Origin of the sequence: Haloarcula sp. K1 (genome assembly GCF_001647155.1) — an archaeon.
Lineage (GTDB): Archaea > Halobacteriota > Halobacteria > Halobacteriales > Haloarculaceae > Haloarcula > Haloarcula hispanica.
In genome coordinates, this window is sequence record NZ_LRHL01000013.1 from 1 (window position 1) to 26,820 (window position 26,820).

The following is a 26,820-nucleotide window of genomic DNA, read 5'->3' on the forward strand; positions in this document are numbered from 1 at the left end:
TCCCGCCTAAAACTGGTGGTGCTTATTACATTAATACAAACCTATTCCCAAAACCAGAGTATCGACGTTTCAGGCACTCTATAGTGCAATTATTGGCTCCGTCGATTTTGATAAAGTGTATACTGCTATACGGAATTTGGAACTGCGGTAGTTGAGACTAAAGGGGGTTTAGCGGGACTGTAATGCGTTGTTTCGACTGTTTCAGTGATCGGGAACTGGATCAGATTGCTCTCCAAATGCCGGATCTTGTTGCACTCCCACTCATGTTCGCGAATTTAGACGACTTCCGACAGCGTTGCCACTCAGACACTGCGCTATTAAGGGTGGAGAACCTCACTATCCGATTCCGGTTTCTTTCTTCAACAGCGTCAGCGTGTTGTCGGCTGTCACAATTGGTGAGTGTTCGTATTCACCGGTTCTATCTCTTCACCTGTGCGATTTTTTACTAAGTGAATATCGAGGCACACCTGCTGAAGCACCAATATTAAGAAAAAGAGCCACGTTATCATGAATCAATGGTTGACGATCAATTGAACATTGGCATTGTCGGGCTCGGGTCTCACGGGAAGAATCACGTTGCGATGTTGCAAGGGATGGGACATCAGGTACTTGGTGTGGACGTGGATCCCGAGAACCGCTTCGAGTTCGAACAGAAATTCGACGGAGAAACGTACGAAACACCCTCCAAATTATACAATAGCGGTATCGATGCGGTAATCATCTCGACGCCGAACAAATTTCACGAGGGTGCAACCGTCGATGCGCTGGAAAACGGTCTCGACGTGATGCTTGAAAAGCCGTTAGCTCACGACTTAGCCTCGGCCGAGCGGATCGCCAATACCGCGAAAAAGACAGGCAACATCTGTCTCGTTGGGTATCATCACCGCTACCGCAATATCTGTCAGGTGACCCGGTCATATATTGAAAAGGGGTATCTAGGTGAACTCACGCACATCAACGCCAAATACATTCGTCGGCGTGGTATCCCCGGACGGGGAACATGGTTCACGTCTCGAGAAATCGCAGGCGGCGGTGCCTTGATCGATATTGGCGCTCACCTGGTGGACATGTTGTTGTTCCTCGCCGGGCGACCGACTCTGGATACGGTCATGGCAGTGTCTCGTTCGGATTTCGGCCACCACGACGACTACTCGTATCTCCACATGTGGGGTGAAGACGACGAGGCTCGGATGTACGACGTTGAAGACTCTGTGACCGCGTTCTGTTCGTTCGAGGATGGGCTGACGGTCAGCATCGAAGTCGCGTGGGCAGCGAACGATACTGCAACACACTCATACAAGATTCGCGGGACAGAGGCCGGCGCTCATCTCGATATCACGAACTCACTCGAAGAGGTCGACCCGGTAGTCGACGTTCGTAACGAACTGGAACTCTACGAAGCACGCTCAGGCGGCAGCGACCACTTCGTCAACTCTGAGGTCGTTGCACCGCTCAATAATCCATATCGGGAGGAAATCGATGCGTTCCTGTCGGCCGTTCGTTCGGGAGAGCGACCTGCACGGAACAATGTCGAACAAGCGTTACAGGTACAGCAAGTAATCGACCGACTCTACGATGCGAGCAATCAAAACGATGAGATGTAAAAACTAAATAGCCACACTCCATGGTAGTGAGTATGACAAACTCCTCAAGAAAGAGAGAACGCAAAACCATCCAGTCGGTGGAGACAGCGCTTGAGATTCTTGAGGTCATCCGCGAAAAGGAAATCGCAGGTGTGACCGAAATCGCGGACGAATTCGGCCGCTCAAAGAGCACGGTACACCACTACCTCGCTACGTTGGAGGAACACGGTTACTTGGAACGATCCGATGGAAAGTACCAACTCGGCCTCAGATTTCTGACGCTGGGCGGAAAAGTTCGCGAACAGGAGCAATTATATCACCTCGGAAAAAGCGATGTCGATAAACTTGCACGAGAGACCGGGGAGAAAGCGCGTCTCATAGTCGAACGAGATGGGTACGGTATCACCTTGTACCAGTCGTCCGGGAGCGCGAGCGAAGACACCCTGACACACGTCGGCAGCATCGAGGAACTGTATTGTACGGCGGCTGGGAAGGCATTCCTTGCAGAACTCCCTGCCGATGAGGTGGCGGCGTATCTCGACGATACAGCGATGCAGGCGTACACGCAGAAGACGATCACTGACCCTGATGAACTACGCGGTCAGTTAGAGGCGATTCGCTCTCGCGGAATTGCCTTCGACGACGAGGAACGATACGAAAACATCAGGTGTGTCGCTTCTCCAATCGTCTCGAGTGACGATACGCTACTCGGGGCGTTGAGCGTCTCTGCACCGGTGGATCGGATGGCAGGTGATCGCTTTCGCTCTGAGATCCCTGACCTCCTGCAGAACATTGTCGGTGTCGTGGAAATCAATACGACGTATTCCCGGTGGGAAGACATGTTTTGATACCACCCGTGGTTCTACGCGTCCGCTTCTAGTATCGCCCGGAATAACACGAGTACACACGTTATCTAACGGAACCGACCACATTTTGGGAGAAGCGAAGAACTCAGGTCCATAATCATGTTTCCCAATATAAAACAAATTTCGAAGATCCGCTCCTGTCGATAGATATCGCACTTCCTGGCTGATGCTGCGTTCTTGATTGACACGAGCGAGTCTGCAATTGGTGAATACTGCCAGTATGCTATCGAAGAGTTTCCTAGTGTCAAACAAGGGGCCCTGCCATACAGATCCCGATCACCGATACTATTATAAAGGACAACATACAGTGCAGAGGTATGCAAGTCCAGTCACTGACGGGACAGTGGCGGTTTCGCCGCTCTGACGATGAACCTTGGAACACAGGGACAGTTCTCGGAGGAATCTACAGCGATCTTCTCGAAAACGAGGCGATTCCCGACCCGTACCACGGGGATAACGAACTCGACGTCCAGTGGGTTGGAGAGTCCGAGTGGACGTACCGACGAACGTTCGAGATCGATCAGAAGTTGCTCTCTCACGACAGGATTCAGCTACACTGTGATGGGCTCGACACTGTTTCGACCGTGCGCGTGAACGGGGAAGTCGTCGGAGAAACAGAGAATATGCATCGGATCTACGAATTCGACGTTACCGAAGAACTTCAGGACGGCGAGAACACGATAGAGGTTCTGTTCCACTCTCCCGTTGAGTACGGCATCAACCGAGCGAACGCTTACGATTACAACGTGCCCGCGCTTCGATACCCAGTCGACCAGCCTGCACGTAGCCACATTCGAAAGGCACAGTGCCACTACGGGTGGGATTGGGGTCCGTGTCTCCCCACTGTCGGAATTTATCGAGATATCCGTCTGGTCGGCTTTTCGGGCCCTCGTATCACTCACACGAAGACGACGCAGGAGCATTCTGACCGGGCTGTTGATCTCGGCGTCACAGTGGGCATTGAGTCTACGACTGCGACCGATGGTACGCTCTCGGTATCGGTCGCGGGGACAGAGGTGGCAGAATCCATTTCGATCCCCAGCGGGGTCAAAGAGTACGAAGTGACGGTTATAGTCGATGATCCTGATCTCTGGTGGCCGAATGGCTACGGCGACCAGCCGCTGTACGATCTCGATGTCGAGGTAGCGACCGACGAAACCACGCACAGAGAGACTGATCGGATCGGGTTCCGTGAGATTTCGGTCGTTCGTGAACCGTTAGACGAGTCAGACGACGGCGAGGGGTTCCGGTTTGAAGTAAACGGGACACCAGTCTACGCGAAAGGTGCGAACTGGATACCGATGGACGCGCTCTATGGTCGCGTGACTGACGACCGTTTCGAGGACCTCCTCGGCTCGGCTGTCGACACGAATATGAACATGATTCGCGTCTGGGGGGGAGGGTATTACGAGTCCGATCGGTTCTATGAGGTCTGTGACGAACTCGGTCTGCTCGTCTGGCAAGACTTCATGTTCGCGTGTGCACTGTACCCTTCTAATGAGACGTTCTTGGACTCTGTAGAGAACGAAATCAGAGACCAGGTCAGGCGGATCGGGAATCACCCGTCAATCGCGCTTTGGTGTGGTAACAACGAAGTAGAAGAAGGTGTCAAAAACTGGTTCGCTGAACACGACCACCACGAAGAACTGGCTGATGGATTCGAACAGCTGTTCTTGAACCGCATTGCGGCTGTCGTCGAGGCTGAAGACCCGGGACGGACGTACTGGCCAGGGTCTCCTTCGTCAGGTGACGAGGAGCCCGAACCATACCGTACCGATGTTGGGGATATCCACTACTGGGACGTCTGGCATAAGGGCGCCCCCTTCTCGGAGTACGAAGAGACCGAACCCCGATTTGTCTCTGAATTCGGCTATCAGTCGTTTCCCTCCGTTGAGCTGCTGAGTTCTGTCATCCCGGCTGACCAACTCAATCCGACCGCACCGCTCATGGAGCATCACCAGCGGAATGAAGGCGGCAATGCGAGAATCCTTAGCCGGATGGCTGACCACTTCCGCGTGCCGTTCGACTTCGAGAACTTCGTCTATCTCAGCCAGATCCAGCAAGGAATGGCGATGCAAACTGCAATCGAGCACTGGCGACGGCTGAAGCCCTACTGCATGGGAACGCTGTACTGGCAACTCAACGACCTCTGGCCGTGTGCGTCGTGGTCTTCGATCGAGTATGGTGGCGACTGGAAGGCGTTACAGTACATCGCTCGGCGTATATTCGCCCCTGTGCTCGTCACAACGACGGAGACGGACGACGGACTCGAAATCTGGGTAGTAAGTGACGAAACCAAGCCGATAGAGGAAACGCTGAATTTGCGCTGGGAAACGCTCACAGGTGAAGTCATCGAGACCGAGCAGGTCTCTGTTTCCCTTGACCCACAGGAAAGTATGCAAGTCGTGACGGTTGACCCAGAAGCCGTTATCAGCGAGCGATACACTGAGGCGTATCTACGTGTCGCTCTCGAAGGTCCCGTTGAATCGTATCCCAGTTACGAGTTCTTCGAACCCTACAAACATCTTGATCTCTGCCAGCCATCCTTTGATGTCACCGTTGACGGCACAACGCTCACGATTAGCGCAGACAGTATGGCGCTCTTTGTCCAGCTCGCGCTCCCGGAGACAGACGGTAACTTCTCGGACAACTATTTTCACCTCCCTGCCGGAGAGGAGCGGCAGATAACCTTCAATTCGAATGACAACGTCACTGGAGAGGAACTCAAGCAGGAACTCTCGATTCGGCACCTCCAAGCGACGTACTAAGCGGGCTGTTCCCACGGAGCGTTTGCGAATATTTAAATTGAACCGTTCTAATGAGCTGATTGGCGAGGAATATTACAGCAAAGCCTTGCTGTGTCATCGATATCCGTTCGCACTGACAGCCACTTTGGTTGGACTGTCGTGCGACATCGTCAGTCAAACAACCCCCTTCGTGCCAGCATAAGTGGGGACGTCAGTCACACCAACGTAGTCATTGGACTCCCTGTCCGTCCGCGACCACTGGCCTGACCTGGTGCTCTCTGTGGGTTGTTTTGAGCTCTGTGGTGGCTGCTGGGCGCGCCCAGCTATTATAAATAAACAATAATTTCCATAGTTTTATATATAATCAGCGTAACCGTCTGGATGAGCAATGTCCGACAACGATAGCATTGAATATAGTGATAAACTTGACCGACGAAAGTTCGTCTCACTCGTGGGGACAACTGGTGTGGCTACTCTTGCCGGGTGTGACGGAAGTAGTGGGAGCGACGGAAGCGATAGAACGGATGGCACGTCCGGCTCCGGGGAACAGGTCGCCGACGTTACCCATGTCGGGTACACGAATCAGGTACCAACACAGATCCAGTACAACCCGAGCAATCCGACCAGTTACGCTCAGATATCCCAGTACCTGCTCTTCGACCGGTTCGCGAATTTCAACTTTTCGCGGGGGAGATTTGTTCCGTACCTGATCCAAGATTGGGAACTTCAGAACGACCAGAACCGGTTCGTGATGACACTTCGTGAGGGGGTGAACTGGGAAAACGGCGATAGCGTCACCGCCGCTGACGTAGCGACGCAGCTGCGCCTTTCGATGCTGTCCGGAGGCGCCATCGCCCAGTTCACTGACGACATCGTTACCGAAGACGAACAGACAGTCGTCCTCAACCTGAGCACACAGGTAAACCCACGAATCATCGAATTCAACGTCTTGGGTCAGCGATTCATGACCCAGAAGCAGGAAATCTTCCAGGAGTACGTGGACAAATTCGATGGGGACGAAGAAGCGGCCGCAAAGCAATTGCGCTCGTTCAAATATACTGATGTGGTCGCAAGCGGGCCGTTCACCCTAGAAGAGCAGGCCAATCAGCAGCTCCTCTTGAGCCGACGGGACGACCATCCGGATTCAGAGAACATCAACTTCCGGAACTACTCGTTCCGATATCTCGACGGCAATACGGCAGTCCACCAAGCTATCGGGGCCATGAATGTCGACTCCGTCTTTAGCGTCTTCGCACCGCCGAATGTGGTCGAGAATTTCCCCGACACAGTGCAGATGGAGACAGTCCCCTCGAAGTGGGGATACGGTCTCATCCCGAACCACAACCACAAACACGCTGGTGACCGGGCGGTCAGACAGGCCATCGCACACGTACTTGATCGAAAAACTATCGTCCAGAACGTCGGTCACACGCTGAAAAAAGTACCGCCGATTCCTGTCGGTATCCCGACCGACGATCAGAAGCGATGGCTTGAGGACGCCTATAGCGACTTTGAGGACTATGGTCCGGAGTCAATGCAGACTGAGAAAGCGACACAGATACTCCGGGAGGCAGGGTACTCCAAACAGAACGGGACCTGGGCCGACAGTGACGGTACCCCGGTCAAGTTGCCCGTCACTGTTCCGTCCGGCTGGAGCGACTGGATTACGGCGACCCAGACGATCGTTGACCAGTTCAACGATTTCGGATTCGACGCCTCTGTGGACTCTCGGAACTTCAGTTCGCTACTTGGAACCGCGTGGCCCAACAGTGACTTCGTCCTCTCTGCCGGAGGCTGGCTTCCGGGTGGTGGCCGTGCAGCATTCCCGTACTTCTCGCTTCAACATCAACTGATCGAGAACTTCCGTGGATTCACCTACAACTATGGCCCGGCTGCGTCATCGCGCGGTGGGTCTCAGTCTGACGTAACCGTTCCCTCTCGTACCGATTCTGGTTCGATGACGACGAACCCAAAGGAGCGGCTAACCACGCTGTCAGAGACGGTTGACGAACAGAAGACTCGGGACATTATCGTCGAGCAGGCGTGGGTCACAAACGTCGATCTGCCGATGATTCCGGTCATGGAGAAACAGGAGCAGACGTTCTTGACGACCGACCAATGGGACGTCCCGGAAAAGAACGCGGTGGTCTCACAGGTCCGATGGGCCTGCACATGGCTTCCGCGGCAGGGTGAGATGAAGTACTCCGGCTGAACCTGAGTAACGATCTAGTCAGCGTGTCAGACGGCTACTGAATCAAAACAATTATTTAATAGGTTATTGAATCCAATCCCATGAACAGCTACTTTATCAAACGAACGGGTCGAGCCTTTCTCACCATCTGGTTGGTGATGACGCTCACATTCGGGATGATCCGTCTCATCCCGGGCGGCCCGATTGAGATGCTTCGGGCTCGGTTGATACGGCAGGGTGTTGACCCGTCTCGTATCGACGCAATCGTACAGACATACAAAGAAGACCCCACTCCAGTGTACGTCGAGTACTACGAGTACGTCACGTCACTCCTGTCGGGGAACATGGGTCAGTCGTTCTACTATCAGGAGCCAGTGTCGTCGATCATCGTCGATGCACTTCCGTGGACGGTGTTCGTCATGGTTACTGCGACTATCCTCCTGTTCGTGATCGCAATCCTTCTCGGTGCCTTGATGGCGTACCACGAGGGCTCGGCTTTCGACACTGTTGCCAGTAGTGCGTCGATCCTGCTCTCGTCAATTCCGTTCTACGTCCTCGCAATCGGGTTCGTCGTCGTTCTGTCCTATCAGTTCGGTCTGTTCCCAGCGCGGTACCGGACGAGTCCAGGCGTAGAACCCGGATTCACAGTACAGTTCCTTTCAAATGCGGTGTACCACGCTGCACTTCCCATCGCGTCAGTCGTGCTGACTCAAGCAGGGTTGCAGGCACTCGCCATGCGTGGGAACAGTATCCAGGTACTTGGTGAAGATTTCGTCCGTGTTGCCCGTCTCCGAGGGCTCTCGGACCGTCGGATCGCCGTTCGCTACGTCGGTCGGAACGCGATTCTTCCGATGTACACCGGGTTCCTAACGCTCATTGGATTCAACATCGGCGGATCCGTCATCCTAGAGCAGGTGTTCACGTACCCCGGCATCGGATACTACATGTATCAGGCGCTAATCAACCGGGACTACGCGCTGATGATGGGTGTCTTTCTCATTATCACAACGACGCTGGTCGTCTCGGTGTATATCGCGGACCTGACGTACGGGCTCATTGACCCGCGCGTTCAATCGGGTGGTCAAAGTGAAGCATACTGAATCAGATTCGACGGCGAGCAACGAGTTCGAATTCGGCACGACGAGTTCTGACGTTGAGGTGACGACCGGCGAACGGCTCCGTGACATCTACGAGGAGTTTGTCTACAAGCCCGGACTCGTCGCGTGGGACGACCGCCGGACCCGAATCGGGTCGATCATTCTGTTCGCGTACGTCCTGATCGGGACCGTGGGTGTCTGGCTCTACGAGGCTCCGGCCACGAACCAGGACCCGCGGAGCCTCCAGCCCTTCGAACAGTTCTTCGTCGCACCGCTCGGAACCACCGGCTCGGGCGAGGACGTGCTCGCGATGGCCATCCACGCGACGCCGGCAATGCTTATTATGGTCCTTGCTGGCGGCGTGTTCGCGACCGGGTTCGCGGTCCTCATCGGAACGGTCGCCGGCTACAAAGGCGGGGCTACTGATCGTCTCTTGACCACGTTCTCTGACATTGCCATGTCAATCCCCGGCCTGCCGCTTATCATGGTCGTCGCCATTATTCTCTCGCCGGAGAACCCTGCGGTGATTGGGGTGATAATAACGATCAATTACTGGGCGGGACTCGCTCGCTCCATCAGGTCTCAGGTTCTGGCGATCCGGGAGCACTCGTACGTCGAGGCCTCCCGCACGATGGGGACCGGAACGGCACGCATCATCGTGAAGGATATTATCCCGAATATCATGCCGTACGTGCTGGTCAACTTCGCCAATGCCGCTCGATACGTCATCTTTGCTGCGGTCGGGTTGTACTACCTCGGAGTGTTACCAACTTCCGTCTCCAACTGGGGAATTCAACTCAACAACGCCTACAAGCAGGCCGGTGCACTCAGCGGCGGCGGGACGTTCTACCAACTGCTCGTTCCGATGGCGTTCATCATGTTCATCGCTCTGGCGTTCATCTTGCTGGCACAGGGAATGGATCGGGTGTTTAATCCGCGCGTCCGGACTCGAATGGCGGGAGAGTCGAAGTCCGAATCCGACAACGAGAACGACTCGGTCGCGCCGACGGAGGTGATGAACTGATGACGCAGGCACACGACCAGCACACGGAGCACATCGCAGTTGACGATCCGATCATCGAAGTCCGGGACGCGTCGGTCACGTACGACGAGGGAACCTCGTACGTCCTCGACGGCGTCTCGCTCGACCTCGGTCGTGGAGAAATACTCGGCGTGGTCGGAGAGAGCGGATCTGGGAAATCGATGCTGGCCTCGGCATTGCTCGATGCCGTCCCAGATCCAGGGCTCCTGAGCGGAACGATCGAGTACCATCCCGACAGTGGAGTCTCTACCGACATCCTCGAACTCGACACCGAGGAACTCCGATCACTACGGTGGCAGGAGATTTCGATGGTCTTCCAGGGTGCGATGAGTTCGTTCAATCCGACGATGAGCCTCCGGAAGCACTTCGTTGAGACGCTCGAGGCACACGACGAAGACGTGGAAGCGGGGATGGACCGCGCTCACGAACTGCTCGAGGATCTCTATCTCGAACCCGACCGGGTCCTCTCGTCGTATCCCCACGAACTCAGTGGCGGAATGCAACAACGTGCGCTCATTGCACTAAGCCTGGTGTTGGAACCGGAGGTACTCGTGATGGACGAGCCGACAGCGGCACTGGATCTACTGATGCAACGGTCCATCCTGCTTCTCCTTGACGACCTCAAGGAGAAGTACGACCTGACGATGTTGTTCATCACACACGACCTCCCACTCGTCGCTGCACTCGCTGATCGGATGGCGATCATGTACGCCTTCCGCCTCATCGAGATCGGACAGACCGAGGAAATCATCAATCACGCTGCTCACCCGTACACGCGTGCATTGCTCAACTCGACTCCCAACCTTGATGCACCACTCGAAGAGATGCGCCCGATTGATGGCCAGAGTCCGGCACCGATCAATATGCCAGATGGCTGTGCGTACCATCCCCGGTGTCCGCTGGCTGAAGAACAGTGCCGTACCGAAGTGCCAGATTTCCACATCGTTGCGGGAGACCACGGTTCGGCGTGTTTCAACTGGCGCGAATCCTACGACGAGATTGAACTCGTACATCTCGACGATGAAAAACGATCGATTTCAGAGGGTGATCGGCAATGAGTGATCCCGTCATCTCCCTAGAAAACGTGAAGGTTCATTTCGAGAACGAACGGCTCCTGGACTTCGGGAACGACCCTGAGACGGTCCGAGCTGTCGACGGCGTCTCCGTGGACGTCAAGGAGAACGATGTCCTGTCACTGGTCGGTGAGAGTGGCTGTGGGAAGACAACGCTCGGGAAGACCGCTATTGGACTCCAGCGTCCGACACAGGGCTCGGTCAAGTACCGTGGACACGACATCTGGGAGATTCGAGAAGGGAACAGTGACGCTGATCTCGAGTGGTCGGATATCCGAACGTCGCTCCAGATCATCCACCAGGATCCCGGCAGTGCGCTCAACCCGAACCGACGATTACTGTCAATTCTCTCGGAACCACTCCGACAGGTGAATCCGGATCTCAGCAAGAGCGAGAAGCGAAGCCGTATTTACTCACTGCTCGAGCGAGTCGGGATGAATCCTGCTGCCGACTTCGCAGACCGATATCCGCACCAGCTGTCGGGCGGTGAGAAACAACGGGTCGCGCTCTGTCGGGCACTGCTGATGAACCCGGACGTAATCCTCGCTGACGAAGCTATCAGCGCACTTGACGTGTCTCTTCGAGTTGAGATGATGGACATGATGCTCGACCTGCAAGCGGAGTTCGACACCTCGTTCGTGTTCATCTCGCACGACCTTTCGAACGCCCGGTACTTCTCCTCGCACGGAGATGGGAAGATCGGCGTAATGTATCTCGGTCAGCTCGCCGAGATCGGCCCCGCAGAGCAAGTTATCAACGACCCACAACATCCGTACACCGAGGTCCTTCGATGGGCCACGCCGGACCTCTCGCTTGACGCTCACGGCGAGATGCCGATGCGGAAGATAGACATCCCGGACCCGGTTGACCCGCCGAGCGGATGCCGGTTTCATACTCGTTGCCCGAAAGCGCGAGAAGCCTGTACACAGGCCAATCCATCGGCCTACGAACACGGCGAACAGCAGGTCGCCTGCTTTCGTGAAGATGACACTCACGAATACTGGAACAGTCCAGAATTGACCGACGACTGAGCAGGTTCCGTTCAGGGTCTACGGGAACGTTTATTATCTCACTTCCAGTGATCTGACGCATGGTTAATATTGAGAAGTTCTGGTCTGTGGTGTGTGACTATGAGGGGCTCTTGCGGTTCGTGCTTACGTTCCTTGTCTTCATGCTGGTGTTGACTTCCCTGACACTCCTCTTCGGGGAACCCGGTACTGGATCGTACGTTATCGCCGTGGTTAATCTCGTTATGATTCTCTTCTTCGGCAGCATCGTCGGGGCACTCTACGTCGGGTGTATCCGTCGAGAAACGCGTGGTAGGAGAGAGTAGACTATTCGGACTGCTCGCGGAGCCAGTCTTCGGTCTCAGCCGCGAGGGTTCGGAGTTCTGGTGGTGCGTCTTCGTCTGTTGCGACAGTTCGGACAGCGGATATAGCTTCGCTGTCTCTCACGAATCCGAGCGCACGCAGTAGTTGTGCACGGACCGCGTCATCGTGTTCCCAGGCCCGGAGTTGGTCGCCGAGAGCGGCGGCCGCGTCGCTGAGGCCATCGGCATCTGCTTGTGCGAGCGACGTGATACAGTTCGCTATTGCCCCGACGACCGCAGGGTCGTCGTCGTTCAGTAGCGAGAGCAGGCGGTCCACGTCGTCGGCGACTGATTCGGGCTCGATGGCGGTGGCCTCTTCTAAGACCATCACTGCAACCGTCCGCGCAACGAATTGCCGCCGCTCCTCGTCTTGCGAGATACTCTGGTGCAGTTCAAACATCTCGGGGTCGTCAAGTGGGGCCGCGTCGAAGCCGGCCGTCGGGTCAGAGACCTCCCGTTCGACGACCTCGAGTAGTTGGTCGGCGTGACCGACGAACAGAGTGGGATCCTCTATTGCAAGTGACCGAATCGGCATCGCAGCGACCGATCTGACGAGTGGGACCTCATCGGACAACAACTCGAGAAGAGGCTCAACGGCCGGCGTCATCGAATCCGTGGACTCGTGGGTGAGGGATGCGAGCGCAGACGAGAGTTCGCGGTTGACGACAACGCGCTCGTCGCCGAGCGTAGACGCGATCGTCGTGACCAACGGTTCGACGAAGGATGGGTCCGTCGCGGCTAACGTGGCCGTGAGTTTCGCTGCATGCGTACGGCGACGATTCCCTGACGCATTGAGTGCGTCACGAAGGGCATCACGGTTTACCTCTTCAGGGGTAACCAATCCGGGGTCAAGCGAGTCGAGGCTCGTACTCTCGGTCATATGTTTTACACGGTTTTCAAGCCGAATATACGTACCGGTCACTTCCGAAGTGGGGACGACTCATATGACGCCGGGGCCACGACGAATTTCAGCCATCGGCGAGATATGTCGCCGTGAACCATGAGTATCTCGTGACGGTATCGAGTAGTCGACAACCTTGATATAGGTAGAACCGAACTATCCGATATGACTACGGAGTCAGTGAAGATTGCTGTCGACGGTGAGACGGTATCGCTCGTCGACGGTGACTCTCGGATCGACATCGGGACCCTGTCCGACTTGCAGATGGCACTCGGTGGGGAGACGTATACGATTACCTACGACGACGAAGCCGCTGTTACGGCGTGGTCTCAGGCAGATCCGGATGGAGCATATCAGTTCGAGGTTGCAGACGTGATTGATGGGTTCCCGCTCACGGAGCCCTTCGTCGACCCAGTATTAGACGCGGCTATCGAGACCAACGACGACGGCGTTCCAGAGCAAACTGCGGTACTCGCTCGCGTTTTGCGTGAAATCTGGGATGCGAAGGGGAACGCGAAAGAACTGTCGTAGTCGCTTGCCCGATGCTTCGGGAGTGCCATTACACTTATATTGCGACCCGACCACTCGAACGATGTGAACCGTGGATTAGTGAGCCTCCGAGAGACTAATACGCATCGAGCACTGCTCGAAGAAGCAGTGAACTACGCTGCCGGAACTGATAGCGAACTCGTCTTACTCTGGCATCTCAACGAGGCTGAATACGATGCTGACGTCGAACAGCTCGAATCTATCGGACGTATCGAAAACGTCGACTACGATCACTCGTCGGTCATCGAAGGAGCAGCGGCAGACGCGAAATCGTTCGCAGAACCGCTATTAGCTGAGACTAGGGTCGACGCTCATATTGTGGTCTCCGTCGACAATGAGGAAGCTCGGGGACAGCGAGTACTCGACACAGCGAAAGAGCAGGGCTGTGACCACGTTTTCGTCGTCGGTGCATCGCGCTCACCGACGGGAAAAGCAATATTTGGCGATATCGCCCAGAAAGTCGCAATCCAGTTCGATGGTTTCACCACGATGGTCACTACGTAAGCCGGACCGGGGTCACCAGTAGTCTGCAACGATCGACGCTGCGTGAGTGAGCGTCTCGTAGCTATCTGGCTCGTCCTCCGCCTCGTAGATGAGCCACTCGATGTCGAGGTCGTGAACGGACTCTACGAGTCTGTCAATCTCCAAGTCACCTTCACCGGCGGGGACGGTCTCACCAACACTCTCGTCGAAGTCTTTGAGATGTACTAGCTCGATTCGGTCACCGAATGTTTCCAGTATCAGAAGCGGGTCGTAGCCGGCTGCACCGGCCCAGCCAACGTCTAACTGGAATCGCACGGTTTCGGTCAGGTCGAGCAGGATCTCGATAGCCGGACTGCCACCGAGGCTAGTAAACTCTTGATCGTGATTGTGGTAGTGCAGGGTCAGCCCGTGGTTAGAGAGTTCTTCAGCTGCAGCGTCAAGCCGCTCGGCAACCGCTGCGATACGGTCGTGGCTCTCGAAGTGCCCCGGGTCGAGCCACGGCACAGCGACGTGTTCACACCCCAATCGTCGATACGTGGTCGCCATCCCCTCTGGATCGACTTCAATTTCGTCCAATCCAACATGCGCTCCTGCCGACTGGAGTTCCGTTCGCTTGAGTACCGTTTGCGCTTGGTCGACGGTTCCGCCATTGAGCCCGGCGAACTCGACACCATGAAAAGGCGTCTCACTGACTCGTTCGAGGACTGTCGGTAACGGATCGTCGACGGCCTTGAGACTGTACAGTTGAAAGCCAACTTTTGTCATGCAGTTCTGTGTGGATTGTCCCCTCTCATAATATTTTGGACTTTCTGACTCATTCGGTGGGTGTCAAGCTGCCCGTCTCGACCATCGCTTCGAGTGGATTGTCCGTGACGGTGAGCGGGAGTTCCACACGGCCTCGTTTTCGGACGGACTCGTAGCCTGCGAACAGTATCTCGGCAGTATTCAGGCCGATTCGAGCGCTAATGCGTGGTTCTATTTCGGTTCCTATCCCGTCGATGAGTGCTTCGACTGCTCGGTCATGGAAGTGCGATCCGTATCGGGCCTCACTTTCCGTGCCAGTCCTGTGCATCGTCTCGCCGTCGACATCGACCTGTCGCGAGTCGGCACCCCGTTTCACCGACAGCATCGGGCCGTCTGCTACGTCGATACGTATCGTCCCGGCGGTTCCGTTGAGAGTTAGCGCGGCGTCCACGAAGTCGCTTCCGTCGACGGTTGAGGCGACACCGTAGACGCCGTTTTCGTAGCGCCACTGCGCCCACATCTGGTTCTCTTGATGGCTCCCGAACCGAACGTCCTTCTCGCGGTAGTCAAGGCCCGCGAGTACCCATTCGGCGGCGATATCGTCGTTGAACATTCCGGCGAGGTCGACCGTATGCGCACCGGTGTCATAGAAATCTCCCCAGCCGATTTCGACCCGCCGAAGCTCGCCGATCTCGCCGTCGTCGAGCAACTCCTTCGCCCTGGTGAATGGTCGAGCGAACCGGCGTTGTCGGTTGAACGTCAGCTGTACACCATGCCGCCAACATACCTGTGCCATCCGCTGTGCGCTGGCCCACGTATGGGCCATTGGCTTCTCGCAGTGGATGGCCTCGACGCCGCCGCGTGCACAGCCGACGACGACTTCCTCGTGGACCTGTGGAGGCACGGCGACGCTTACCACGTCCGGAGCCACTTTTTCGAGCAATTCGGCGTAGTCCTCGAATACGCGGTCCTGTGGGAGGTCGAAGGCGTTAGCAAATGCCGCACCGTTCTCCGGGACGATATCCGCACACGCGACCAGTTCACAGCGCTCGTCAGCGAGGAATGCTTCGGCGTGACGATAGCCCATCGCGAATCCATCGACTGATGGGTTCGACGGGTCGGGGCCTGTACCGACGACTGCAACGTTGTAAGCCGTCATCACTTCGTCAATTATCGTCCATGCATTTTAAACATCTCCATTTCATTGGAAGCGGTGTCGTTTCGCCGCTGGTGGTGTATATGTTAATCCCAGTCGGTTTCGGTTACATCGTATCGGAATTCCTGAAGGACGGGTACTGAGTTTCATCCACTGATGCGTTCTCCAGCGGAAATATCATCAATAAATCGTCATATTTAATAGAACGATGGGAGATAGCGGTTGTGTGTGTATTTAACACACTATGGGATTAGAGCTATGACCGAAAATGACGGAGAAGATGCCGAGAGGATACTGGATAGCGTAGAAAGCAATGATTCAACTCTTTCGTCGGTAACACGACGGTCAATGATACAGGGTGCAGCAGCGTTCGGAGGGAGTACCCTGCTCGCGAGTTCGTCGGTGAGTGCTACTGACGACTCTGACGAACCCGAGGGTTCAGATGAGACATTAGTAGAAACCCCACCGATGGGATGGAACAGCTGGAACACGTTCTACTGCGACATCAATGCGGAGTTGATCAAAGAGGCTGCCGACGCAATGGTAGAAAACGGGCTACGAGAGGTCGGTTACGAGTACATTTGTGTTGATGACTGTTGGATGGCCCCAGAGCGTGACGCAGATGGGTCTCTCCAAGCTGATCCTGAGACGTTCCCCAATGGTATCGAACCCGTCGCCGATTACGTTCACAGTAAGGGGCTGAAATTCGGCATCTACGAATCGGCTGGGACGACAACGTGTGAAGGCTTGCCCGGTAGTCTGGGTCACGAGAAACAAGACGCACAGACGTTCGCAGATTGGGGAGTAGACTACCTGAAGTACGACAACTGTGGAAACCACCGAGGCTTATCGGCGATCGAGCGCTATACGCGAATGCACGAGGCGCTCGAAGCAACCGACCGTGATATCGTTCTCAGTATCTGTGAGTGGGGAGATAACGACCCGTGGTTCTGGGCCGCAGACGTGGGTGGCGACCTCTGGCGGACAACTGGCGATATTAAACCCCTCTGGAGCAAACAAGAAGATCTTTGGGGGAACGGGATTATCGACATCATTGACCAGAACGAGCCACTCGCCGAGTACGCTGGGCCCGGCCAGTGGAACGACCCGGACATGCTTGTCGTCGGCGTAGATCTTCCCGAATATCCAAACCTCACTCAAGCAGAAGATCGAACCCACTTTGGGATGTGGGCGATGATGGCTGCGCCACTAATTGCAGGGAATGACATCCGAAATATGTCCGAGCACACCCAGGCGGTTCTCACCAACGAAGAGGTGATTGCGATCAACCAGGACCCGGCGGGGAATCAGGCGACACGGATTCAACATATTACCGGTCAAGACGGCCAGCCACGCTCTGTCTGGGCGAAAGAACTAGCTAACGGTGACCAGGCAGTAGGACTACTGAATCGTAGCGACATGCGAACGACAATCACGACCAGCGCGCAGGCAGTGGGACTTGACGATGAAGAGCGCTACAATGTACGTGACCTCTGGAATGGTGGCGATTGGCAGACCGCTGGGCTGATTAGCGCATCAGTACCATCCCACGGTCTCGCACTGTTCCGCGTCAGTAGTGGTAGCTCTGACGATAGTAAGCCACTTGCGACAGTTTCCTCTACTCCAAGCGAGGTGGTTGTCGCGCCGGGTGAAGCAATTACGACACGAATCGAATTCACTAACGTGTCGCCTATCTCACTCGACGAAGTTCAGGTAAGGTGTACCGTTCCCGACGACTGGAGTTCGAAGCCTGACTCAATGACGTTCGACGACATCGCGGCTGGACCGTCTATCGTGGGTGGAGGTGGCAATCAATACAACGCTGGAGCGGACTGGATGGCACGTACCCCGAAAAATGCAGAGGCAAAAGATTACGAACTCACTATCGCTACCGAGTATGCCGACGGTACCACTATCGAAACACCACTTATCGTAACCGTAGACGAATCTGCCGATTCTACCCCAAGCTCCGACTGACTGTCTCAAATAGCACAAGACCGCGAAATACTGTATAGTTGACCGAATTTGAGGCCAGAGTAGGACGTTGCGTGATTTGGGTAGGATGCTGTGCAACTCCACTCGATCATCGCTTTGAGATATAGTAGCCATTGAAATTCAGCGTATATTCTATCGCACGACTGCAGTGTGATCGGTGTGCAAAATATTTCAGTTGCTACGATAGATGCCAAGGTCAGATCCGTCTGCCCCTACTAGGGAGGTGGATGCTTTGGCCCGTTCCCAGTAACGAAACTCCTTGCCTTCACATTCACGCGTAGCACTGTCCTTCGGCCGATAGTTGTTTGAGACTCGTCCGGGTCTGCTGGCACTTTTATCGTCAAGACTGCTATCGTACACTAAGTCACTACCTCGCCGTGAAAGAATGTGCACGGCTACTTGGGGCTTAGATCCGACCGTGAACTAACCATTTGACTTATTCACAAACAAAAATTTGGATTATTCATGGTGTGGATTTATTATCACGCCACTTTTTCACAGGGATGCGGGAAACCTATGATAACACGGAGAAGCCTACTCAAATCGACAGCAGTGAGTACAGTTTTCGGACTCGGCGGGCTTGCCAGCACTTCGCCTGTCGCCGCGACGGGCGCCTCGTTCGGCGACGGAGTAAACCTCCAGCCCACGTACTTTTGCGACGGCGATCAGGACTTGGGCTGGGACCTGATGAACGATCACTCTGATATCTCGACGGTCCGAATCGAGATCGAACCCCCGTCATGGGGAGAGACGAGTGCGACGCTCTCGGACGCTCGACGATGGATCGACGAGGCCAACGCCAACGGGTACCAGGTTATCGCCACCTGTCACCACTACCCTAACAACGGGTCCGGTGATCCTCAGGCGCTGTATGACGCCGCAAGCTGGTGGGCAGATAATTACAGCTATCTCTCGGCAAACTCCTCATTCGTCGTCAATCTCCACAATGAGTGGGGGAGCCACGATACGACCGCAAGCGAGTACGCCAACGCGTATAACAACGCACTGAATACCGTTCGCAACAACACGAGTTACACAGGCCCAATAGTCTGTGATCTCTCGGGGTACGGCCAAGAGACAGATATTGCAGCTGATGCGTCGTCGTCGATCACCGACGACAATATCATCTTCTCAGCGCATATCTATCCCAGCGCCTACAATTCTGTCGACGGCGACTGGCTGGACGTACAGGATCTGGATTATCTGGACGACAATAGTGAGTACCCGTGTATGATCGGCGAGTTCGGTAGCAAGCGGGACGGACAGGCCGACTGGTCTGCACTCGTCGATCATGCCAAGTCACTGGGATGGCCAGTTCTCGGGTGGGCATGGAACGGGGACGGATCATCTGAACCGATGAATATGACCTCGCCGTATTGGGGAGATCAATGTAGTGCGACTTCCCCCTCAAAGACGGCATACTTCGAAACGATATACAGTAAACTCGGCTCAGAGGAGGATGATAGCGGAAACACGGAAAAGAAGCACCTGAACGCTGAATATCACTCACATGACGGTGTATCTACAAGCACTAGTCGCTCAGGGTATTGGGGCGACGCGTATGTCACTGGCTTTGACAGCACCGGCGACTCAGTGACGATGGACTTTGATGCCGCCGCCAGCGGTGACCGGACAGTCATGGTCCGGTACGCCTCTGAGCACGATACGAAAGAAGCAAATCTCTACGTTAACGAGGATTCAAAGGGGAAAATAACACTCCCACAATCTTCCTCGTTCACGAAGACGGGCGTTGGGACGTATGCCTTCAACGAGGGAACTAACACCATCACCATTGAGAAAGGGTGGGGGTACTACGATATCGACGCTGTCGTGGTCGAATAAGCGTCGCTAACCATCAGCCGTAGACTATCGCCCGCCGGTTCAATAGACGCCCCTTCTGTTTGCCCGCCCTGTATCATCCCCTCGCGTTGCCCCTCCCGCCGGTCCTCGGTGATTTGCTACGCACTATCGGTGGACTCTTCGAACAACCGGAGCAGTGTGTCACTAGCTCGTTCCAACATGTCGTTCACCGTACCGCTCTCATCGCCACCACTGGAAAAGTTTTATATATGATCGTTGAGTGTATGTCGATGTATATCATGAGTGAGCCCCCCACCTCGTTAGCAGAGTCGTACCTCCCGAAACTACAGGAGGTCTTGACAGACACCATCCTCGGTTTCTGGTATCCCCGTTGTCTCGACGAGGACCACGGCGGGTATGTCCTCGGATACGATGAGGACGGCGAGTTCAATGGACAAGACGACAAGATGATCGTCAGTCAATCTCGGATGGTCTGGCTCTCGTCTCGCCTCGACCGCGAAGGGTACGGCGATGGGGAATACCGCGAGGCGGCTGACCTTGGGTACGAGTTCCTGCGCGACGAGATGTGGGACAACGACCACGGTGGCTTCTACTGGGAAGTCGAACGTGACGGTACTACAACTAAACCGAACAAACACATGTACGGCCAGTCGTTCGGGCTCTACGCACTCTCTGAATATTACCGTACAACAGCTGTCGAGGAGGCCCGTGATCTCGCCGTCGAACTGTTCGACCTACTGGAAACTGAAGCAAAAGACCACACACACGGTGGCTATATCGAATATTTCGAAGCGGACTGGACGCCGATAACCGAGGGGCAGACGTATCTGGAGAACATCGAACCGGACTGGTCGCCAAAGGAGTCCGGCAACGACGTGTTGGACCCCTCGCTGAAACTGATGAACACCCATCTCCATCTCATGGAGGCGTTCACCACCTTCCACGAGGCTATCGGCACGGAGCGAAGCGCTGCTCGCTTGCAGGAACTGCTTCATATCCTGACCTGCACGGTCGTTCGACACGGCCTGACGGCCTGTAGCGACAAGTACGAACCCGACTGGACACCGAAACTCGACGACGATGACTTCCGCATCGCTTCATATGGTCATGACCTAGAGAACGTCTGGCTGACGATGGAAGCAGCCGAAGCGGTAGACGTGTCGAAATCGTTGTTCACAGACCTCTACAGAGACCTATTCGATTACTCGCTCGAATACGGATACGACGCCGAGCACGGCGGGTTCTATTTCTACGGACCGTTAGGTGAACCGGCGACGAACCGAATTAAGGCGTGGTGGGTTCAAGCTGAATGTGCCACGAGTGCGCTGAAGATGTACGCCCATACAGGCGACGAGACGTATCGTGAGGTATTCAAGGAAACGGTTTCGTTCATCACCGACCATCAGATCGACTGGGACGTCGGCGAGTGGCACTCCGGTATTACGGACGATTTGGAACCGGTGGGTCGCAAAGGCGCGGAGTACAAGGCCGCCTATCACAACGGTCGTGCGATGCTGGAGTGCATCGCCGAACTGGAAGAGCTGTCGCTTCCACCGGCGTAGACCATACGGAGGGGAGCTGAGTTCTCCACCTCTGGCGTTCCTCTCTTTACTGGCGTATTTCGGCCGAGGGAACTCGACTCCAGCAGTAGCAGGCCTACACGACAGCACATCGCACCGGACACGGCATGCCCGGAGACTAGTAAGGCGTGTTCAGTATTGCTTCCCGGGGGCCGCGACGAGGCCATCGCGGCATCCACTGCGACTATCGCCTGGATATAGTTCGTTTCACACACGCATAGGTCGACGGAAATGATCGGCCGAGCGTTTCCTATTATCAAATATTACGCCTCCTAGCGTCGGTGGGACAGCATCTGTTACTGTCCACCCAAATGAGCTGTACGACGGACAGAGTGATCAGTGGCCACGCGACGACAACTCCAAGCACGGTGCGACTGAAACACAATTGACCGTACTGGATTCGATAACAGCTGTACGTGTGTTATTTATCCCTACCAGGGTTTGATAGTATGAAATACTGAACTCGGTTCATCTTGTCAAAATGGTTCTGTCAGGTCGTTCTGCTCGTAGATTCGGTGGACGAGGCGTTGGGTATCGAGTGCCTGTGTGACGGTATTCACTGCTGGAGCCTCACCTGTCGCGACGGCGTCGGTGAACATCGCCATCTGATCGCGATACGGATCGTTCCGATTGGTCGTAACTGTCGTATCGAGGAAGTGGTCCGCCCCGCCTGTCTCCGCTCGATAGAAATCGAGCATCTGAACAACATCTGCCTCGCTCTCGACGATATCTGTAATATCGAGGTGCGCACCCATCTCTGTTCCGTGGATATAATAGGCGTGTTCGGGTTCAACGTTCGTAGCCCACGCAATTTCTATCGTCGCTGTACACCCGTTCTCGAACTCAATGAATCCCGACGCCGCGTCTTCGACGTTGAACATATTCGCGTCGTCGTCCTCTCCCCACATATCGAGATATGCGTAGGACTCACGATGCCCGAAATCGGATCGCGTTGACGAGGTGACGGTCGAGACAGTTGGTGAATCGAGAAAATAAAACAAGAGATCGAAGACGTGAATCCCGATATCTATTACCGCACCTCCACCGGCAATCTCTTTCGAAGTGAACCACGAACCACGTCCCGGGACCCCGCGACGGCGGGTATAGCTTGCCTGGATGTGGTTGATCCCACCGAAATATCCCTCATCGATATACCACTTAAGAATATTACAGACATTCAGGAACCGGTTTTGAAATCCGGTCATACAGATCCTTCCAGTCTCCTTCGCCGTCTCCGCGATTCGTGACGCACTTTCCATCGTATGTGCCAGTGGTTTTTCGATGAAGACGTCAATTCCACACTCCATGGCGCTTACCGCGATCGGCTCGTGGAACTTGTTTGGTGTCGCGATGACGACTGCATCGATGTCCTGTTCGTACAATGCACTGGGGGTATCGTACAGTCCCCCTTCGAAATCAGAGACATCATCTTGTTCCCTGTCGAGATCCGTGTCTGCCCCATACATTCGGTGGCCAAAGTTATCGAGAATCTCAGCCCGGTACTGTCCGTATGTCCCGAGCCCGATTACTCCGATATCGAGTCGTTTGTCTGTTCGCATATCTATTTCTCTACGAGGACCGTCATACCATTTACGTTCGAACCCGCCGAATACTGAGTGCCATTACAAGTTAGTACGAACCTAATTACATGACCACGGTGCGACGGTGCGTAAATCGTTTCAATTGTTTCAATAGTAAGTAGTCTGATCTTGGCACTCGGTCCAATAGATATCCTCTCTATTTTGTTCCTATACTCTCATTTCACCACCATAAATGAATAGATAAATACAAATACTCTCGTTTGGCGTGTTTTAAATCTATTTCGCCCTCTGTTCCTGAAGGATCGAGAGAGCTTAAGATTATTTTGACAAACTACAGATTTTCGATGAAGTGCGCTAATTGGTGGAGTAATCCGGTAACTGAGAATCAAGAAGATTCCATTGTATCAGTACACACGGCTGCTTTTGACGGAATAATCACTATTCGGTGACGCTCCCATCGTTAAGTCTCCAGACGAGATCATGCCAGTAAGCGTTCCGTGGATCTCACAGCTCCCGCCACGGTCCAGTGAGACGCTGGTAACGCAACACGACTTACCTGTTCAGTGACTGTTTCGGCCTGATCTAAGACGGTCTGGTCATCAGAGTCCGATTCCGCACTCTCGTCACGGTGTCTGCGACTCTGTCGTTCAGGCTCACGCCGGACCGTGACACCCGCTGAGCTTTGATAAGGACCGTTCGATCCGCGGTCTCGACGGTGTCTTGGGGATCGCAGTGAAACGGTGGTGCCAACTGCACCACAGTGCCGACGGTCTGGAATCGTCTTTAGGTTTAGTTGCTCACAGAGTTCTGGACCGTGAGTGAGGGACGTGAGGAGTGCCGCTTCGTGGCTCCAGCCATTGACCTCTTTGAGCAGAAACAGTCGGAACGGTTAGGCCATCTCGTACTGGGTAGCTCCCGAATACCGGTCGTGTGGTCCAAACCCGACGTACGTAACCGAGTAGTGAGATACGAACTCGTCGACGGAGTCGTGAGCCTCATGGTCGAACCATGTGGAGGCAACGGTCCGGATGTCTTCTTTGAGATCGGCGAGAGAACTCCGGTCATAGAGTGGCGTTGAACGATATACTGGCCACTCAGCGTATGACTGCTGTGCGATCCATCGAAAGACACTGCGTTGAGAGTCACAACTCGCAACCACTACGAGATGCTGGCCACGGCAGGCTCAAGAACCCGTTTACTGCTCAGTACAGGGAAGGTACGGAAGCTCACTTTTGTGAAGTTCCACAAGACAAATACCATCTTGACCTGAAGTTCAGTTATGTCGCGTGACACTATCGTTTCATGGAAAACATTTGCTCTATTCCTCCTCTTTCCCCCTCTTGCCATCATCGCTATTGTATTGTTCCCTCTGACGCTACTCGTCCTATTCTGGCTCTATAACAGGGGAAAGACCCAAGCATTACGTGAGAGAACCACCTCCGAATCGAGGTCATCTGTTGATAAGTAAGCACATCTACTGAACGGCTGTTTCACTCCAAATCCGCTAATAATAACCCGCCTAAATGTGGTAAGGGGCTACGGTCAGTACAGGGGACTCGTAGATCAAGACAGAGCATCTACACATAGCCAGCGTTACAATCATAGATAATGTTTTGACTTCGCCTGTGGATCTCTAAGTATGTCTGAATCCGGTTACAAACCGGCGTTCACTTCTCGGCTGCTGGCTGGTGTCTCTATGGGTATCTTTTGGTACTCGATCGTCTCAATCGTAGTTGTCGCCGTCTTCCTCCTCACACAGCATGTGGGCACACCCCCTTGGCTTGAAGCAGCCGCGGGCATCGGCATCTCGCTAACGTTAGTTGCCTTCGCTGTCGGCTACTACTGGAGCCGCCGCATCAGTTCGCACACTGAAGAAACAAAGGTGCGGGTGTGGATCATTACTTTTGTCCTTTCTTTTGTAGGAGTATGCCTCATTACCTCAATAATCGCCACCGTAACACTCTCCCCCGACTTCTTCCAGTTGACGGCCGCCTATGGCGGCGTACACTTAGCTGCCGTGACAGTTGCGGTCGCTGCTGCACAGTGGCGTTCTCGGGGGCAGATTACGAAATAACCACTCGGGAATCGTAATTAGATTTGAACAGTAGCCGCAGACGTTCCATTCAGAATAGGAGTCGGTCACTTAGCGTATCAGTCGACCACGAGTTCTGTCGACGATATCATCGACGTGGTATTGGTCAAATAACTTCTCACTCATCGAAAGCTTGCGGGATGATCCCACCCGTGTACGTAAGCCACTCACTGAACGGGTCCATTTCGCTGAGAGGATGAGTATGCGCCGACAGGAATCCAGTAGCTTACTTGAGGTCGTGTCTGTGAGTTGGGACCTCGTGTTGAGTGGTGTTATCGGTCATTGTCTGAAATCTCCGTTGATGATGTCTACGACTCGTCGATGGTCGAACAGCCAGTTACTCTCCTCGCTCAGAGTTTCGTAACCATCCCACTCACCGAAGACCTCAGGATAGAACTGTTTGGCGGCCATCTCCGTCTGGAACAGGTTGATAACCGGTCCCTGATAGGCCGTCCCACCGGGATACATCCGGTCATTCTGAACAGCCGTCAGCTGGCTCCCTAAGTCACTGTTGCGAAGGACCTCTCGTTTTTCTTCGATCGTTTCTTCCGTCACATGGGAGGCGGCGAAGTGGAAGACGAGGATGTCTGGATCGATGTCAAGCAGGAGTTCGTAATCAGCATTGTTCGTGTTCGATGAATCCAGATCCGCGAACGCGTCGTTAATACCTAGGTCCTGGTACTGCTTTTTGCCGTTGCCCGCGTTTATCTGGTACAGCGAGAACACTCCCGCCTCGAAGTCGTCGTTGACCGACATGAGACCGATTTCGGGGCGTTCCTCTTGCGGGGGAAGCTGGGATTGGATTTCGCTGATGAACTCGTCGTGGACCGTCTTGAGAGCTTCGTAGCGCTCCTGTTCTTGGAAGACCTGTGCAATCTTTTCGAACGCCTCGTACAAGGAGTAGTACTCGTAGTCGTGCCAGTCGAAGTTCCGCCGGCGAATCCAGTTGCCGATGACAGGCCCGATGTTTGTCTCAATCTCTGCAACTCGGTCGGAGCCCCAACTATCGTCGAGTCGCTGGAGGAAGTTTGGGTCCATCAGATGGACGTCGGCATCGATTTCGTAGAACGCCTCCAGCGAAATTCCATCGGACCAAATCTGTTGCACACCATCCAGGGTGATGTCGATGTCCGGGAGGGCGTCGTAGAACTGGAGGGGCCAGTTGTCCGTGAAGATGGCGGCTTCCATCCTGTCAAGCTGTCCGAGAGCGATTGCCATGTCGCCGTAGGTGCTAAAGTACGACATCCACGTCTCGGGTATACTATCGAACGTTACATCGCCAGCAGGTTCCATCGAAACGGAATACGATTCCGGTGTATCAGTTGTCTCTGAGGTCTCTTCCTGAGCAGTGTTGTCGCCACCACTAACACAACCTGCGACCAGTCCACCACCCAGAACTGCCCCACCGTACTTCACGTAATCACGCCGTGTCGGTTCACCCTGACTTCTACTATTGCTTGACATATTATTTAGGGCAGCCTAAATAAATATAATAGCTTCGATTTAGGTGGGCCAAAAATGATATGATTGTTCCTGTAGCGATTTGCGTCTACAATGGAATGTAGTGGAACGGCCGATTTAGCCGGCGGTTTTTTTATTGGCAGAGCATCACCTTCCAGACAATGGAGCCCATCAGTGTCGCCGCAATAGGAGTCATTCTTGGGACATTCATCTACAATATCGTGTTGAGCTACCGTCGTGGTGAGAGAATTAATACACTAATTCAGTCCGTGGGATTAGCGGGTGCAATGGTAATAGGCTTGAGATCCTTCTACACGGGATCACTTGCTGGTATCCGTCTTGAAACAGTCCGGAATGTAATTGCTCTTCTGCTGGTACTCCTAGTCACCATCAACTTGCTCCTGAAACGAACATCTCGTTGGACGCCCCACTCACTGTAATTACTGCTGTAGACGCGCTGTGCATTCAGCACAACTCTTCGAAGCGCTACGCAGATTGGCAAATCAATTGGCAGTCAATAGGCATCCAG

At 54.5% G+C, this 26,820-nt stretch carries 20 protein-coding genes; 15 read left to right on the plus strand and 5 right to left on the minus strand.

Annotation, left to right across the window (positions count from 1 at the left end):
* Window positions 1-515 precede the first annotated feature (515 nt).
* From AV929_RS06195 to AV929_RS06235, 9 genes are all read left to right on the plus strand, one after another.
* Entirely contained in the window at window positions 516-1,604 is a 1,089-nt protein-coding gene (locus AV929_RS06195) for a Gfo/Idh/MocA family protein (protein ID WP_064287743.1), read from the plus strand.
* A gap of 32 nt (window positions 1,605-1,636) precedes the next feature.
* Window positions 1,637-2,431, plus strand: a complete 795-nt coding sequence (locus tag AV929_RS06200) for an IclR family transcriptional regulator (protein WP_064287772.1) — start codon at window positions 1,637-1,639, stop codon at window positions 2,429-2,431.
* A 335-nt stretch (window positions 2,432-2,766) separates the two neighbouring features.
* Window positions 2,767-5,217, plus strand: a complete 2,451-nt coding sequence (locus AV929_RS06205; protein ID WP_064287744.1) for a glycoside hydrolase family 2 protein — start codon at window positions 2,767-2,769, stop codon at window positions 5,215-5,217.
* A 445-nt stretch (window positions 5,218-5,662) separates the two neighbouring features.
* Window positions 5,663-7,408: an ABC transporter substrate-binding protein gene (locus tag AV929_RS06210; RefSeq protein WP_230458849.1), complete on the plus strand. Its 1,746-nt coding sequence runs from the start codon at window positions 5,663-5,665 to the stop codon at window positions 7,406-7,408.
* A gap of 80 nt (window positions 7,409-7,488) precedes the next feature.
* Window positions 7,489-8,487, plus strand: coding sequence for an ABC transporter permease (locus tag AV929_RS06215; RefSeq protein ID WP_064287746.1), 999 nt, complete (start codon window positions 7,489-7,491; stop codon window positions 8,485-8,487).
* Window positions 8,474-9,508 (plus strand): ABC transporter permease, encoded by a 1,035-nt coding sequence (locus tag AV929_RS06220; RefSeq protein ID WP_064287747.1) that lies wholly within the window; start codon window positions 8,474-8,476, stop codon window positions 9,506-9,508. Before AV929_RS06215 ends, AV929_RS06220 begins: the two co-directional genes overlap by 14 nt.
* Complete coding sequence (locus AV929_RS06225) at window positions 9,508-10,584, plus strand: ABC transporter ATP-binding protein (protein ID WP_064287748.1); 1,077 nt, start codon at window positions 9,508-9,510, stop codon at window positions 10,582-10,584. The genes AV929_RS06220 and AV929_RS06225 overlap by 1 nt, the downstream gene beginning before the upstream one ends.
* Window positions 10,581-11,630, plus strand: coding sequence for an ABC transporter ATP-binding protein (locus AV929_RS06230; RefSeq protein ID WP_064287749.1), 1,050 nt, complete (start codon window positions 10,581-10,583; stop codon window positions 11,628-11,630). The genes AV929_RS06225 and AV929_RS06230 overlap by 4 nt, the downstream gene beginning before the upstream one ends.
* Before the next feature lie 59 nt (window positions 11,631-11,689).
* Complete coding sequence (locus AV929_RS06235; protein ID WP_064287750.1) at window positions 11,690-11,932, plus strand: hypothetical protein; 243 nt, start codon at window positions 11,690-11,692, stop codon at window positions 11,930-11,932.
* A 1-nt stretch (window position 11,933) separates the two neighbouring features.
* On the opposite strand, the gene AV929_RS06240 is transcribed toward AV929_RS06235, so the two are convergent.
* Window positions 11,934-12,848 (minus strand): HEAT repeat domain-containing protein, encoded by a 915-nt coding sequence (locus AV929_RS06240; RefSeq protein ID WP_064287751.1) that lies wholly within the window; start codon window positions 12,846-12,848, stop codon window positions 11,934-11,936.
* Window positions 12,849-13,034: 186 nt separating this feature from the next.
* Between AV929_RS06240 and AV929_RS06245 the strand changes: the two genes are divergently transcribed.
* Window positions 13,035-13,400, plus strand: coding sequence for a hypothetical protein (locus AV929_RS06245; protein WP_064287752.1), 366 nt, complete (start codon window positions 13,035-13,037; stop codon window positions 13,398-13,400).
* A gap of 63 nt (window positions 13,401-13,463) precedes the next feature.
* Window positions 13,464-13,922 carry a universal stress protein gene (locus tag AV929_RS06250; protein WP_064287753.1) on the plus strand — a complete coding sequence of 153 codons (459 nt, stop codon included), beginning with the start codon at window positions 13,464-13,466 and terminating at the stop codon, window positions 13,920-13,922.
* 12 nt (window positions 13,923-13,934) lie between these two features.
* Here AV929_RS06250 and AV929_RS06255 read toward each other — a convergent pair whose 3' ends face one another.
* Together AV929_RS06255 and AV929_RS06260 are read right to left on the minus strand one after the other, a co-directional pair.
* A complete protein-coding gene (locus AV929_RS06255) occupies window positions 13,935-14,666 on the minus strand; it encodes a sugar phosphate isomerase/epimerase (RefSeq protein WP_064287754.1) in 732 nt (243 codons plus the stop codon).
* A gap of 49 nt (window positions 14,667-14,715) precedes the next feature.
* Entirely contained in the window at window positions 14,716-15,804 is a 1,089-nt protein-coding gene (locus AV929_RS06260; protein WP_064287755.1) for a Gfo/Idh/MocA family protein, read from the minus strand.
* 255 nt (window positions 15,805-16,059) lie between these two features.
* Here AV929_RS06260 and AV929_RS06265 point away from each other — a divergent pair, with 255 nt between their 5' ends.
* The 3 genes from AV929_RS06265 to AV929_RS06275 all read left to right on the plus strand — a co-directional run bounded on the left by AV929_RS06265 (window position 16,060) and on the right by AV929_RS06275 (window position 21,179).
* Window positions 16,060-17,778 (plus strand): glycoside hydrolase family 27 protein, encoded by a 1,719-nt coding sequence (locus AV929_RS06265; protein ID WP_230458850.1) that lies wholly within the window; start codon window positions 16,060-16,062, stop codon window positions 17,776-17,778.
* A 483-nt stretch (window positions 17,779-18,261) separates the two neighbouring features.
* Window positions 18,262-19,638, plus strand: a complete 1,377-nt coding sequence (locus AV929_RS06270; RefSeq protein WP_230458851.1) for a CBM35 domain-containing protein — start codon at window positions 18,262-18,264, stop codon at window positions 19,636-19,638.
* A 257-nt stretch (window positions 19,639-19,895) separates the two neighbouring features.
* Window positions 19,896-21,179, plus strand: a complete 1,284-nt coding sequence (locus tag AV929_RS06275; RefSeq protein WP_064287774.1) for an AGE family epimerase/isomerase — start codon at window positions 19,896-19,898, stop codon at window positions 21,177-21,179.
* A gap of 494 nt (window positions 21,180-21,673) precedes the next feature.
* Here AV929_RS06275 and AV929_RS06280 read toward each other — a convergent pair whose 3' ends face one another.
* Window positions 21,674-22,756: a Gfo/Idh/MocA family protein gene (locus AV929_RS06280; RefSeq protein ID WP_064287757.1), complete on the minus strand. Its 1,083-nt coding sequence runs from the start codon at window positions 22,754-22,756 to the stop codon at window positions 21,674-21,676.
* A gap of 1,621 nt (window positions 22,757-24,377) precedes the next feature.
* Here AV929_RS06280 and AV929_RS06285 point away from each other — a divergent pair.
* Window positions 24,378-24,812, plus strand: a complete 435-nt coding sequence (locus tag AV929_RS06285) for a hypothetical protein (RefSeq protein ID WP_064287758.1) — start codon at window positions 24,378-24,380, stop codon at window positions 24,810-24,812.
* A gap of 297 nt (window positions 24,813-25,109) precedes the next feature.
* Here AV929_RS06285 and AV929_RS06290 read toward each other — a convergent pair whose 3' ends face one another.
* Entirely contained in the window at window positions 25,110-26,294 is a 1,185-nt protein-coding gene (locus AV929_RS06290) for an ABC transporter substrate-binding protein (protein ID WP_064287759.1), read from the minus strand.
* Between the last annotated feature and the right edge of the window lie 526 nt (window positions 26,295-26,820).